A 13,119-nucleotide genomic window follows, 5' to 3' on the forward strand; every position below is an offset into this window, starting at 1 on the left:
AAGGAGGCTGTCCGATGAGCTCCCTCTCCCTCGCCGTACGCGACTCGAACACGATGCTGCGCCGCAACCTCCTGCACGCCCGGCGCTACCCCTCCCTCACCCTCAACATCCTGCTGACGCCGATCGTCCTGCTGCTGCTCTTCGTCTACGTCTTCGGCGACGTGATGAGCGCGGGCATCGACGGCGGCGGCGCCGATCGCGCCGGCTACATCGCCTATCTCGTCCCTGGCATCCTGATGATGACCATCGGCGCCACCCCGGCCGGGACCGCGATCTCCGTGTCCATGGACATGACCGAGGGCATCATCGCCCGCTTCCGTACGATGGCGATCCATCGAGGGGCGGTGCTCATCGGGCACGTCGTCGCAAGTGTGCTGCAGGCGGTCATCAGCGTCGTGCTCGTGGGCGCCGTCGCCGTGGCCATCGGCTTCCGATCCACCGACGCCACTGCCCTGGAATGGCTCGCGGCGTTCGGCCTGCTCACGCTGGTCGCCGTGGCGTTCACCTGGATCGCCGTCGGCATCGGCCTGGCCGGCCCCAACGCCGAGGCGGCCAGTAACAACGCGCTGCCGCTGATCATCCTCCCGCTCATCTCCAGCGCCTTCGTGCCCATCGACGCGATGCCGGGCTGGTTCCAGCCGATCGCCGAATACCAGCCGTTCACCCCCGCCATCGAAACCCTGCGCGGCCTGCTGCTCGGCACCGAGATCGGCGACAACGGGTGGGTCACGATCATCTGGTGCCTGGGCCTGGCCGCCCTCGGGGGCCGCTGGTCGAATTCGCTGTTCCGCCGCGACCCGAAATGAGCGTGCGGGCTGCCTCCCGCAGCTCGTCCCGCCCCAGGGCGGCGTACTCCGACACCGCTTCGGCGTACGCCGCCCGGTCGGCGTCCTCGGCCGCCCGCCGGGCGCGGTCCCCGGACATCGTCGGCGCGAACTCGCGCAGCACCCGCAGCCGTTCGGCCAAGGCGAGCATCCGCACGGCGCGGGCGTCGCCCGCCGCGAGCCCCGTCACGCCGAGCGCGTGCAGCACCGTCCCGAACACAGGGAGTTCCACCGGCGTGCGGGACGGGCCGGAAAGCAGCGTCCACAGCCGCTGCCGCAACCGAACGACCAGTTCCGCGACGGGCTCAAGGCGGCCGGCGTGCGCGTGCGCGGTCACCGCCGCCGCCTGGATCTGCAGCGCCCACGGATCGAGCCAGGGGTCGCCGTCATGCATCGCGTCCGCCTCGGACATCCGCTCCACGGCACCGCGCCACAGGCCGAGCCCGGCCTCCGTCAGTCCGCGGGCGAGCGCGATCTCGGCGCGCGCGCCGAGATCGGGGCTGTAGAAGGCATCGGCCCGTGGGGTGTTGTCACCCTGGGCCTGCCCCAGCCAGTACTCGGCTTCGTCGTAACGGCCGCGCTGCAGGCAGGCGAGGGCGAGGGCCGATCGGATCCCGATGTAGTCGTGCGCGTCGCCGAGCCGCGGCAGCTGCTCGAGCGCCGCCTGGAGGTGTCTGTACGCGGCCTCGCCCTGCCCGGTCCGCAAGCACAGCTCGCTCAGCCGGGAATGACCCATGACCCGCAGGAACGGGTTGTCCGCCGAAGCCAGTGCGGCGGTCATCCGGCGGGCCGAGGCGAGCGCGCGGTCGATGTCGTGCTCGTGCTCCCAGACATAGGTGGCGACACACTCGGCGATGCCGGCGACCAGCGGCTGCTCGTGGCCGCAGAGCCTGTGCAGTACGTCGTAGTCGGGAGGCAGCATCTCGGGGATCGCGCTCAGCACCGCCGCGGTCGCGCGCAGCAGCGTGTCCGGCGGAGCCGGCGGCAGACGCCGCAGGGTGACGAGCCGGCGGGTGACGTCGGCGTGCGGACCGTAGTCCATGAACAGGCTCGCCATGCACAACACCGCGGCTGCGCGGGCGACTTCGACGTATCGGGGCTCAGGGCGATAGCGCGACAGCAGCGGACCGGTGTCCGCGGCCAGGGCGATGAGGCGGGGGTGGTTGGAGTCGGTGGACCACAGTGCGGCGAGGACGGCGGTGAGGGCGGCGGTGGTGGGGCCGTCCGTACGAGCCAGGGCGTGCCGCAGCGCCGACACGAGGTTGTCCTGCTCGGCCCTGATTCGCTCCCAGGCGGTCCGCGGTTCCGGGCCGAATACCCAGTCGTGGTAGGTGACCCCGAAGTCCCGTGCCCAGGCCAGGAATCGGTCGACGGCCTCCTCGTTCTCGCCCGCCTCCGCGCGCCGGGCCGCGCTGAACTCCCTCACGGTCTCCAGCATCCGGAACCGCACGCCGGCCGGGGTGTCGGTGACGGTCAGCAGCGACTGATCGGTCGCCTGCTCGAGGAGCAACAGCGCGTCCTTGCCTAGGAGGTGCTCCGCCGCTTCGCCCAGGAAGCCGCCCGGGAAGACGGACAGCGCGCGCAGCGCCGCCCTGGCGTCCCGGGTGAGCAGGTTCCAGCTCCACTCCACGACCGCGTGCAGGGTGCGGTGGCGCTCCGGCGCGTCCCGCGCCCCGCCGCGAAGGAGTGCGAATCGGTCGCCGAGGCGGCGGGCGATCTCCGCAACCGACAGCACTCGCACCCGCGCCGCGGCCAACTCCACCGCGAGCGGCAGCCCGTCGAGGTGGCGGCACAGCCCGGCCACCGTGTCCGGCGGCAGCTCCACGCCGGGCCGGGCGGCCCGGGCCCGCTGCGTGAACAGTTCGATGGAGGTGTCGAGACCGAGCTCCGGCAGCGCGTACACCGCCTCCGAGGTGAGGTCCAGTGGGGATCGGCTGGTGGAGAGCACCCGCAGGTCCTTCGTGGCCGCGACCAGGTTCTGTACGAGGGCGGCGGCGCCCCGGATGACCTGCTCGCAGTTGTCCAGAACCAGCAGGCCGGGCCCGGAGCCGAGCACACCGAGGATGGCGGACACCGGGTCGGCCGGGGCGTGGCCGCTCAGGGCGCCGGGCCGTCCCTCGCCCGCGCCGAGCGCGGACACCACCTCCGCGGCCACGTCCTCGTCCGCGGTGACGCCGGCGAGCGGCACGAAGTACACCGCGCGTTGCTCGGCCCGGCGGCTGACGGCGTGCACGAGCCGGGTCTTGCCGAGGCCACCGGGGCCCACGACGGTGACGGCGCGAGAGGCGCGCAGCAGCCGCTCCACCGCCGCGATGTCCTCGTCCCGCCCCAGCAGCCGGTTCGGCTCGTGCGGCACGCCGCGCCCGACCACAGGCGCCCGGGTGCGCAGCAGCTCCCGCTGTACGGCCTGGAGCCCGCCGCCCGGGTCCGAGCCGAGTTCCTCGCGCAGCTCGCGGCGGTACGCCTCATACCGCGTCAGCGCGGCGGACGGGCCCGCCGTCGCCGCCTCGCCGCGCAGCAACTCGGCGAGCACCTCCTCGTCGCGTGGGTGCTCCGCGGCGGCCGCGGCCAGCGGCCCCACCGCCTCCGCGTACCGCCCCAGCCGGGCGAGCGCGAGCGCCCGCGCGCGTACGAGCGTGCCGCGGACGGGGGCGCGCTCGGCGCGCAGCGCGGCCACGGGGTCGTCGGTGGCGCCGGCCCCGCCCGGGGTGCCCTCCCACAACGCGAGCCCGGCCTCGGCCGCCGCCAACGACCCCGCGTGGTCCCCGGCCCTGGCCCGGTCCGCGCTCGCGGCGGCGTGCAGCAGCAGGGCCGAGCTGTCGACCCGATCCTCGGCGAGGGCCAGCCGGTATCCGGTCGGCGTGCTCGCCAGGATTCCTGCGCCCAACTGCGCCCGCGCCCTGGACACCAGAACCTGCACCGCCTTCGCCGGTCGCTCCGGCAACTCGTCCGGCCACAGCCCCTGCACCAGACGTCCGGTGCTGCAACCCGTACGCAAATCACCCGCGAGCAGCGCGAGGAGAGCGCGGAGCCGGGGCGCGGTGACCTCCCGTCCGCGATAGGCGACACGCGGCAACAGAGTCAAGTCGGTGGTCACCCGTGCAGATTAGCCAAGGCCCGGCCGCCGGAACTCCCCCTGCGGGCCGCACTCCCGCTGCGAGGGCTTCACGCCCCGCCATGCCGTCCGACACCCGGGCCCGTGAGCCGCCCCGCGATCGCAGATGTTGGAAGACGAAGCCGATGCGGCTCGCCCGCAGCGCGGACAGTCGCGCGTCCGACAGACGCCCCACGTCGTACCCGGCCAGACGCACGGTGCCCGACGTCGGCCGATCGAGGGTGCCCAGACGGATGGAGACGCCGACGAAGCTCCAAAGCCCCGTGGCCGTGCGGTGTTACAGCCCGAGCGCCCCCGCAACCGATACCCGCGGCACAGTGGGTCGACCCGGATCGCAGCGGGGCGTCGGGCACTCGGCAAACTTGTGCCATGAAACCTTCATCTTTGAGCCAAGGCGCCAACTTGCCCGTCGATTCCCCGGAAATCCGTGCCGAGCTTTCGTGGTCCCAGGGCCCCGGGGTACCCGACATCGACGCGTCGGCGCTGCTTCTCACGGACGCCGGACACGTGCGTGGGGACGGTGACTTCGTCTTCTACAACCAACCGCGCCACCCGTCCGAGGCGGTGACGCATCTGGGGAAGGAGAAGACCGCCGACGGCGTGACGGACACCCTCGCGGTACATCTCGCCGTCGTGGAAGACGCGATACAACGGGTCCTGCTGTGCGCGTCGTCCGAGGGTGGCACCTTCGGCCAGGTGCCGGACCTGAGCCTCAGGTTGCTGGACACTCGGACGTCGGCCGAGATCGCACGCTTCGACATGGAGGGCGGGATCGAGACCGCCTTCGTCAGCGGCGAGTTGTACCGGCACCACGGGCGGTGGAAGTTCCGCGCGGTCGGACAGGGGTACGCCTCCGGGCTCGCCGGGCTGGCCGCGGACTACGGCATCGCGGTGCACGACGAGCCGGCAACCGACCCTGTCGCGTCCCCGCCGGTTCCGGATCAACCGGTCGCTCCCCAGCCCCCGTCCGTGTCGGCGGCAGTACCCGTCGCCGCACCGGCCGAGCAGGGCGAGGAGGCGCTGCCCGTGGACATGCGCAATCGTCTTTCGCTCCGCAAGGAGCAAGTGGCGACAAGTCTCCGCAAGCACGGGGCGGCCGGGATCGCCGCCCGAGTGATCCTGGTCATGGACGCGTCAGGCTCCATGGACTGGCTCTACTCCCGCGGTGTCGTCGCCGACGTGGTGGAGCGCATGACGGCCGTGGCCGCGCGGTTGGAGGACGACGGTGTGATGCAGGCCTGGACGTTCGCCTCGGCCCCGGCGCGCCTTCCGGACCTGCGTGTGGGTCGACTCCCCGAATGGCTCCGGCTGCACGTCCGTCCGGGAGGGGACGAGGCCGAGCAGGAGCTGCAACCGGGTCAGGTCGACATGACGGCGGTCGGTTACGGCAACGAAGAGCACAAGGTGATCGCCGAGGTTCGCTCGTACGTCCGGGAGCATCCGTCCGCCGCTCCCACTCTGGTGCTTTTCTTCTCGGACGGTGGCGTCTATCGCAACAACGAAATCAAGCGTGAACTCAAGGACGCGTCCACGGAACCGATGTTCTGGCAGTTCGTGGGCCTGGGCAACGCGGACTACGGCGTACTGCGGCGCCTCGACACCATGCGCGGTCGCCGCGTCGACAACGTCGGCTTCTTCGCCGTGGACGACATCAGCGAAGTCCCCGATCAAGAGCTTTACGACCGGCTGCTCTCCGAGTTCCCGACCTGGATCACCGCCGCCCGCCGCAAGAACGTCCTTTGAGGATGCGGCCCCGCCCGCCGTGCGCGCGGGGCCGCACGTCGATCATCGGCACGCGGAACCATTCGACACCGGCGCCGATTCGAACGCAGGGTCGAGTCGGCTGCTACCTTGCGGGGACGCAGAATCCGGGATTCCGGACGTCATTTCGCGGCTTCGAGGCGGAAAATATGGCAGTCGATCGCATTCTCCCGAGCGGCACGGACGCCTCGGCCATTGCGCGGGCCGGATCGGCACTTCCCGGCGTTACCGACGCCGAATTGCACCACCGCCTGGCGGGGAATGCCCGGATGATTGGCGCCGGGAGTCGCCACGACGAGGTGGTGGATTTTGTCGCCCCGGCGATCGAGACCCTGTCCCGCAGCACGGGCAGGAACTTCGACACGGACTTCGTAACGGGCATGCTGGCCATGATCGACGGCGCAAGTATGCGACCGTTCGCGGGGGTTGCCGGTCGACGGTGTCCTACGGCGCCGTTCTCGAGGCGGTCTTCGGGCTGGACGTCGTGGACCTGCGCGCGCCGGAATTCCGGGGTGTCGACGCACAGTACGTCGAGGTCATGGATCGAGTCGCGGTCCACGGCAGGAGAGAACTGCAGCGCTGGGATGTACTGGCCGAGTCGGAGAAGCGCTACCGGACTGCGCGGGCAGCGGTTTCGCCCGACGGCGGGTCGCCCTCCGACATCGTCGGATTGCTCGAGACGACGGTGCGCGGCCTCGAGCGCACACATCGTGTCCTGAGGCACTCGGCCACCGTGGACTCGCTCGCCCGCCGCTATGCGGAGCGGTACGCGGGCGAGCAGACACCGTGGCGGGTTGCATGCGCCGAGGTCTTTCGAACGGAGTTGGATCTGGCCTGGTCCGACCACATCGACCTCGCGATGCGCATGAGGGAGTCATTCCCCGAATCGAGTCTCGACGAATTCGGATCCCACTCGACCGCGTCTTTCGAAATCAACCTGTCCGAAGCCGTGATCCGCGCCTTCGACCGCATCTTCGCCATCCGCCTTTAAGCCGGAACCAGGCGCGACGAGTCGGATGATTCGCCGATATGGGTCGTCCGCTCGCCGATCACCGCCTACCCATCCGGCGTACAGGAGACGGTACCGACGCGCGGTCGGAACCGTCTCCTGTCTCCATCGCGGGGAGCAGGCCGCCACGAGGCGAGAGCGTGGGCGCCGTGTGGGGTGCCCGCCCAGTCTTACCGGGTCTGCCCGCGTCGTCATGACACCCATCGGATCCTGGCGGGCCGTCAGGGTATGTGCGGACCGCTGCCTCGCGGGACCGTTGACGCGGGCGATCTTTCGGCACCCGTTGCGATGGCAGATCCCGAGCGGCTCCGGCGCGGTCGCTCAGTGCGCGGCCCGGTACTTCTCGACCAGTTCGGAGGGAACCCGACCGCGGGCGTTGACTTCAAGGCCCTGCGACCTGGCCCACTCCCGCACCTTCACCGGGTCCGGTCCCTCGCCCGCCGCCAGACGTACGGCCTTGGTGCGACGCGACGTGCCGACCTTGCGGCCGGCCCTGAAGTACGGGCCCAGAGAGTCCAGCAGTTGCTGGTAGGTGTCTTGGCCGAGGTCGATTTCGTAGCTGACGCCATCCAGGCTGAAGGTGTGCGTCGCGATGTCTTCACCTTCGTTGCCGGTGATGTCATCGATGAACAACGTGACTACGCGCTGAGCCATTTTCGGAGAATCCCCTTCCTGGGAAGAAGGAAATCGTAACGGAGAATCAGGTCCGACTTCACGCCGTCTCAGTCGCCGGTCAGGGAAAGTCGTGGCCGCCGTCGCCGTCATCCCCGGCAGGAATCCGCTGACGCACCCGGCCGGCCCGGCGCCATTCCAGCCACACCGTCACGCCTTGTTCGTCGTTCGACGGAGCCGCCGATAAGCCTGAAGCAGCGGGACGGTTTTGGGCGCCGCCACGACCGATGTGACGCGTATGGCTCCTCGGCGGTGGTTTGTCGGACCGGATGGGAAGGCCGATGCGAGTTCCCACCCGCGCAAAACCATGTACGACCCCTTCGCAAAGGCACCATCGGCGCTCCGCAGGCGCCGTCGACACCGCATCGGACCGTCTCGCCAACCGACGCTCCCGGGTCACCGACCGCCTACCCCCGCCAATGCCTGGAATCATTCGTCCAACGGACCGAACGCGTCCATGTACGCCGCGACGGCCGCCGGGGGGTTCAGGGCGCGGGCACGGGCGACGTTCTCGGCCTCGTCCCCGGGAACCTCGACGACGGCGACCATGGACAGACGCCGCTCGCCGTTGCCGAACAGCCCTTCCGCGTCGAGGCGGCCCATCGCCGTGACCATCGCGCGCAACCGCAGTTCGTACTCGTCCTCGCCCTCGTCGTCGGGGAGTTCGAAGACCTGGGGTCGGGCGTCGAAGAGGCTTCGGATCGGGGCGAGGTGCCGCTCCCCGTAGGTGCAGAACGGCGAATCCGCGTAGGACCACCGCAGTTCCTCGGCCTCGGCCGCCGAGCCGCCCGCCGCGGCGGCCAGGGCCTGGGTCGACCAGGCCGACAACGACGGGCCGAAGGCCTCACCCGGCGTGACCAGCGCGCAGTAGTAGAAGTCGTGATCCGGGTATTCCCGAAACAGGTCCGAGATGGCGGCACGGGCGGCTTGGTACACGGCTTCGGTGAGATCCGCTTCGGTCGGCGTCACGTCGACTCCTGTGTGCGTGCGTACGGATTCCCGGCAGGCCCCGCCCACGCCGTCCAGGGCGGTGGCTGGGCGGCCGGTGTGCGGGTGGAACGTACCGCGTCGTGGTCGAGGCCGCCTACGACGGGGCGCATTCGCACGGTGCCACGAATCAGCGCGATCCCACCGTGACCGATCGATCACCCTGCGCCTTCGATGTCGGCCCCGCATCGCTTCCGGCAGCGCGGCGATCATGGAGTTTCGCCCAGGGCGGGCCGGGCAGCCGGAGGTAATGAGAATGCTGCGCTTGCCGGGGACCTACCGTCCCCAGGCGGACACCAGACTGTTGGCGTCGGCGTTCATCGAGCAGGGCCTGCACCGGTCCGATCGTGTTCTGGATGTCGGCACCGGCACCGGCGCCGTGGCGCTCGCGGCCGCCTCCGCGCCGTCCGGAAGGTGTCGGGTCACCGCGATCGACGTCTCCCGCCAAGCCGTCTGGACGGCCCGCCTGAACAGCGCCTGGCGTCGGCGCCGGGTCAACGTCCTGCGTGGAGATCTCCTGGAACCCGTGGCGGGCCAAACATTCGACGTCATCCTCGCGAACCCGCCGTACGTGCCCTCCCCCGAAGATGACGTCCCCGTCCGAGGGCGCTCGCGTGCGTGGGAAGCCGGCACGGACGGACGGCTGGTCCTGGATCGGCTCTGCACCCAGGTTCCGGACTACCTGAACCCCGGCGGGACACTGCTGGTGGTGCATTCGGCGCTGTGCGGGGTGGGGACGACGTTGGGTCTGCTCGAGTCGGTCGGCCTGCGTGCCCGCGTGGTCGCGCGAAGCCTCGAGCCGTTCGGTCCCGTCCTGTCCGCCCGCGCGGCCTTCCTGGAGGAACGCGGTCTGGTGAAGCCCGGCTGCCGAGAAGAGGAATTGGTGGTCATCCGTGGCGATTCCCAGTCGTGAGACACGCCGCGTCGAGGTGGTCGACGGCGGGCCGATGCTGATCGAGGGGCCGGTGGAGGTGCTCCTGGCCGACGGAAGCACGGCATCCTCCGATCGGCGGATCGTGGCGCTGTGCACGTGCCGCCGCACCCGTCGACCGCCGTGGTGCGACACCAGCCACCGACCCCACCGGCTCCCCAACGAGCCACAGGCCGCGACTCGCACAGTCCGGGAGCAGCGATGACCGAACCGGAACTACCCGCCCCCCGCGGCCCCCTGTCACGCACCATCGTCGCGGCGCTGCGCAACCCCGCCGGAAGCGGTATGCAAACCCCCGAGGTCGAGGTCGATGCGGATCCCTTCGGCGAGGACCTCCAACTCGCGTTGTACGCGTGCTACGAACTGCACTACCGCTCGTTCGCGGGGGTGGACGCCCGATGGGAGTGGGATCCCGACCTGCTGCGCCTGCGGGGCCGCTTGGAAGGGGCGTTCCTACGCGCCCTGCGCGCGCACGTCGATGCCGCCGACGCCGGCGTCGACGACGCGCTCGCGCCCTTGCTGATCGAGCCGTTGGACCGCGGCGGTGTCAGCCACCATCTGCTCGACCACGGCAACGTGGAACAGTTTCGCGAGTACGTCGTCCACCGCTCGCTGTACCACCTCAAGGAGGCCGACCCCCAGGCGTGGCTCATCCCGCGCCTGACCGGGCGGGCCAAGGCGGGCGTGATCACGGTCGAGTTCGACGAGTACGGCGGTGGCCGCGCCGAGCGCATGCACGCGCGGTTGTTCGCCGACCTCATGCGCGGTCTGGGACTGGACGCCACGTACGGCTGCTACCTCGACCGAGTGCCCGCGCCCATGCTCGCGGTGGTCAACCTCATGTCAATGTTCGGGCTGCACCGGGAGCACCGGGCGATGGCGGTCGGCCAGTTCGCCGCCATCGAGATCGGCTCGCCGCCCGGCGCGGCCCGCCTGGCCCAGGCGCTGCGGCGGCTGGACGTCGCGGACCCTGCCTGCGCCTTCTTCTACACCGAACATGTGGAGGCGGACGCCGTCCACGAACAGCTCATGCGACGCGAGGTGGTGGCGGGGCTGCTGGAAGAGGAACCCGACCTCGAAAGCGACCTGGTGTTCGGAATCCGGGCGACCGGTCTCGTGGAAGACCGTCTCGCCGCACACCTGCTTGCCGCGTGGAACGAGGGCCGAAGCTCCCTGCGTTCCCGAGAGGCCGATGCCTTCGCATCGGGAGCCACCCCCGCGCCCGGGGCGGGCACCCGGTGATCGCCGAACATCGAGACCCGGGCGGGCTCCTGATCCTGGCCAACTTCGTGTCGCCCCTGGCCGTCGATCTCCGCGAGACGTCGATCCTGCGGCGCTGGTCGGAGCAGGCGTCCCGCAAAATCTGGCTCACCAGACCGGGTGACCTCCTGGTCGTTCCGCTGCCACTGTCCGATGCCTTTCGACGCTACGCCCTGCGCATGCTCGCGATGCCCGAGGACTCCGTCACGGTGGTCACGGTGCCGGACACCACGCACGCACCGATGGCGGAGGCCATCGCCATGCACGGCCTGTTGGAACCGCTGCGCGCACTCGTGCACGAACGCCCCGGTACGCGCCTGCTCCCGACCGCCCTCGACGAAGCGTCGGTCGCCCTCGCCGCAGACCTCGGCATCCCCGTCGCCCCGTACGGAGCGGACCGCCCCTCGCGCCGAGTCGTGCGAACGGTGGCGGACCTGAACACCAAATCCGGCTTCCGCTCCCTCGCCGACCGACTGGGGATGCGCCTGCCGTCCGGTCGGGTGTGCACAGGCGCCGACCTCCCCCGAACCATCGACGACATGTTGTCGGTATGGGAGCGCGTGGTCGTCAAAACCGACCGCTCCGCCGGCGGCCACGGCCTTTCCTTCGTGACTCGGGGAGAACCGTGGGCCACGGCGCCCGTCGCCCCCGACAGCCGGTGGGTCGTGGAGCGGTACGTCGAGCACACCCGCGCCGTCAGTGCCCAGGGCCACGTCGCGCGCGAGCGGGCGACGGCGCTGTACGACGGCGAGATGCGCATGTGCGGGGGCTCGTTCGCCGGCTACCGTTCGCCGCTGAACGACCTTCCCGAGACGGCCCGCGCGGAACTCGCCGACTGGACCATCGCCCTGGGACGTCACCTCGGCGCCGAGGGATACCTGGGCCCGTACAGTCTGGACGCGGTATGCGCCCGGGACGGCGGCCTCCACGCCCTGGAATGCAACGTCCGGCGCACCGCGACCACCACCACCCACACCCTGGTGACCCGGCTCGTGGGCGAGGACCCCGCACCCGTCTGGTCGATGGGCACTTTTCGAGCCGGTCCGGCCATGGCGTTCGACACGGTGCGGGAAGGTCTGATCGAGGCCGGCCTGGACTTTCGACCGGGTGGACGGGAAGGCGTGGTCCTGTACACGGACCGCCCTGCGGACGGCGTCGAATGGCGATACGTGGCCCTTGCCACCGACCTGCCCCGACTCGACGAGCTGGAAGCCCGACTCACCACCGCCTTCGCGCACGAAGGCGTCGAAGGACCGGGGAACCCTGGGCTCAGACGGTGATCAGTTCGGCGCGGAGTTTGTCGAGGATGCGGGAGATCAGCCGGGAGATGTGCATCTGGGACAGGCCCAGGCGTTCGCCGATCTCGGCCTGGGTCATCTCCTGGCCGAAGCGCATGGACACGATGTCGCGTTCACGTTCGGGCAGGGCGGCGATGGCGGGTTTGAGGACGTGCAGGTTCTCGACCATGTCGAAGCCCGGGTCCACGAACGACGCCTGCGCGCTGTACGAGCGAGCCGGTCCGTCGTCGTCGCCGGCGGGGGCGTCCAGGGACGCTGCGGTGTAGCCGGCGGAAGCGGTCAGGCCCTCCGCGACCTCCTCGACGCTCGTCCCGGTGAGGGTGGCGAGTTCGGCCTTGGTGGGTTCGCGATCGTGTTCGGTGGTGAACGCGTCGCGGGCCCTGGCCAGCTCCAGGCGCAGTTCCTGCAAACGGCGCGGGACGTGCACCGCCCAGGAGGTGTCACGGAAGAAGCGCTTGATCTCGCCGGAGATGGTGGGGATGGCGAAGGTGGGGAATTCGTACCCGAACGCCGGATCGAACCGGTCGATGGCCTTGATCAGGCCTATCGTGCCGACCTGGACCATCTCCTCCGCGGTCTCGCTGCGCGCCCGGAATCGCCCGGCGACGTAGCGCACGAGCGGGATGTTGACCTCGATGAGGGTGTTGCGCACGTACTGGTACTCGTGCGTGCCCTCCTCCAGCACCTTCAGCCGATCGAAGAGCACCTTGGACATCGCCCGGGCGTCCGTCGCCGTCATGTTCGCCATCTCCTCCGTCGTCGGGAGGCCGACGGAGGGCATGTGCCGTTCGGTGGCGGTCGTCTCGGTCGTGCTCACGGTACTCGGGCTCATCTGGGCATCCCCTTCGTTGGTCGGATGGACGCGGGTGCTACCTGCCCGGCACCGCGTCGGGTACACCCGTTTGCAGTAGTGGGTCTTGTCACCGATCCCGCCGCCACCGCCGGAGTGCCGGCGTTTCCGTTGCGCGACAACCCTCGCGGGAGATGGGCGCGGTATGTCGGCGGAAACGGCGGAGGCCCGGCGTGACCGAGGTGTGGATTCCCTGCGGATCACAGCGGCCCCGGCCGTGGCGCGGCACCTGCCCCCGGAATCGAAATTCATCTCGGGACCGCGGCGTCACCGGGCGCCGTTTCGGAAAATGGCCGAGGACGCCGAAACGGGCCGTGGGGCGGAGCCGGGTCTACGCGGAGGCCCACGGCCCCGGTTAAATGGGGGGCCGAGGGGGGGGGGCGGCCTACAACGGGGGCAAGCGCCACCGGCG

At 70.5% G+C, this 13,119-nt stretch carries 11 protein-coding genes and 1 pseudogene; 7 read left to right on the forward strand and 5 right to left on the reverse strand.

The genetic code is table 11. The annotated features are described in order from the left end of the window. Positions 1–14 precede the first annotated feature (14 nt). Entirely contained in the window at positions 15–806 is a 792-nt protein-coding gene (locus ACIRL2_RS50760; RefSeq protein ID WP_402242521.1) for an ABC transporter permease, read from the forward strand. Here the strand turns inward: ACIRL2_RS50760 and ACIRL2_RS50765 are convergent. Then, on the reverse strand, positions 733–3,921 hold the full coding sequence (locus tag ACIRL2_RS50765; protein ID WP_402242523.1) for an ATP-binding protein: 3,189 nt from the start codon (positions 3,919–3,921) through the stop codon (positions 733–735). The genes ACIRL2_RS50760 and ACIRL2_RS50765 overlap by 74 nt on opposite strands. Positions 3,922–4,000: 79 nt before the next feature. Further along, positions 4,001–4,168: pseudogene (locus ACIRL2_RS50770) on the reverse strand (ABC transporter ATP-binding protein); the annotation flags it as partial. A 140-nt stretch (positions 4,169–4,308) separates the two neighbouring features. Between ACIRL2_RS50770 and ACIRL2_RS50775 the strand changes: the two are divergent. Together ACIRL2_RS50775 and ACIRL2_RS50780 are read left to right on the forward strand one after the other, a co-directional pair. Next, a complete protein-coding gene (locus tag ACIRL2_RS50775) occupies positions 4,309–5,682 on the forward strand; it encodes a VWA domain-containing protein (protein WP_402242525.1) in 1,374 nt (457 codons plus the stop codon). A 457-nt stretch (positions 5,683–6,139) separates the two neighbouring features. Beyond that, a complete protein-coding gene (locus ACIRL2_RS50780; protein WP_402242527.1) occupies positions 6,140–6,691 on the forward strand; it encodes a hypothetical protein in 552 nt (183 codons plus the stop codon). Between the two features lie 339 nt (positions 6,692–7,030). Here the strand turns inward: ACIRL2_RS50780 and ACIRL2_RS50785 are convergent, their stop codons facing one another. Further along, on the reverse strand, positions 7,031–7,363 hold the full coding sequence (locus ACIRL2_RS50785; protein WP_395861007.1) for an Lsr2 family protein: 333 nt from the start codon (positions 7,361–7,363) through the stop codon (positions 7,031–7,033). A 447-nt stretch (positions 7,364–7,810) separates the two neighbouring features. After that, the gene (locus ACIRL2_RS50790) at positions 7,811–8,350 is read right to left on the reverse strand and encodes a DUF4303 domain-containing protein (RefSeq protein ID WP_395861005.1); all 540 of its coding nucleotides are present in this window, start codon (positions 8,348–8,350) and stop codon (positions 7,811–7,813) included. Positions 8,351–8,618: 268 nt separating this feature from the next. Between ACIRL2_RS50790 and ACIRL2_RS50795 the strand changes: the two genes are divergently transcribed. Genes ACIRL2_RS50795 through ACIRL2_RS50810 form a run of 4 tightly spaced genes read left to right on the forward strand, consistent with a single transcriptional unit; the run spans position 8,619 to position 11,839 of the window. Continuing rightward, positions 8,619–9,281 carry a HemK2/MTQ2 family protein methyltransferase gene (locus ACIRL2_RS50795; RefSeq protein ID WP_395861004.1) on the forward strand — a complete coding sequence of 221 codons (663 nt, stop codon included), beginning with the start codon at positions 8,619–8,621 and terminating at the stop codon, positions 9,279–9,281. A 34-nt stretch (positions 9,282–9,315) separates the two neighbouring features. After that, positions 9,316–9,504, forward strand: a complete 189-nt coding sequence (locus ACIRL2_RS50800) for a CDGSH iron-sulfur domain-containing protein (protein ID WP_395861825.1) — start codon at positions 9,316–9,318, stop codon at positions 9,502–9,504. Continuing rightward, positions 9,501–10,541 carry an iron-containing redox enzyme family protein gene (locus ACIRL2_RS50805; protein WP_402242529.1) on the forward strand — a complete coding sequence of 347 codons (1,041 nt, stop codon included), beginning with the start codon at positions 9,501–9,503 and terminating at the stop codon, positions 10,539–10,541. Before ACIRL2_RS50800 ends, ACIRL2_RS50805 begins: the two co-directional genes overlap by 4 nt. After that, the gene (locus tag ACIRL2_RS50810) at positions 10,538–11,839 is read left to right on the forward strand and encodes a peptide ligase PGM1-related protein (protein ID WP_395861000.1); all 1,302 of its coding nucleotides are present in this window, start codon (positions 10,538–10,540) and stop codon (positions 11,837–11,839) included. Before ACIRL2_RS50805 ends, ACIRL2_RS50810 begins: the two co-directional genes overlap by 4 nt. Here the strand turns inward: ACIRL2_RS50810 and ACIRL2_RS50815 are convergent. Continuing rightward, positions 11,829–12,689: a SigB/SigF/SigG family RNA polymerase sigma factor gene (locus tag ACIRL2_RS50815; RefSeq protein WP_402242532.1), complete on the reverse strand. Its 861-nt coding sequence runs from the start codon at positions 12,687–12,689 to the stop codon at positions 11,829–11,831. The genes ACIRL2_RS50810 and ACIRL2_RS50815 overlap by 11 nt on opposite strands. Positions 12,690–13,119 lie beyond the last annotated feature (430 nt).

This window comes from Embleya sp. NPDC127516, from assembly GCF_044765325.1.
Lineage (GTDB): Bacteria > Actinomycetota > Actinomycetes > Streptomycetales > Streptomycetaceae > Embleya.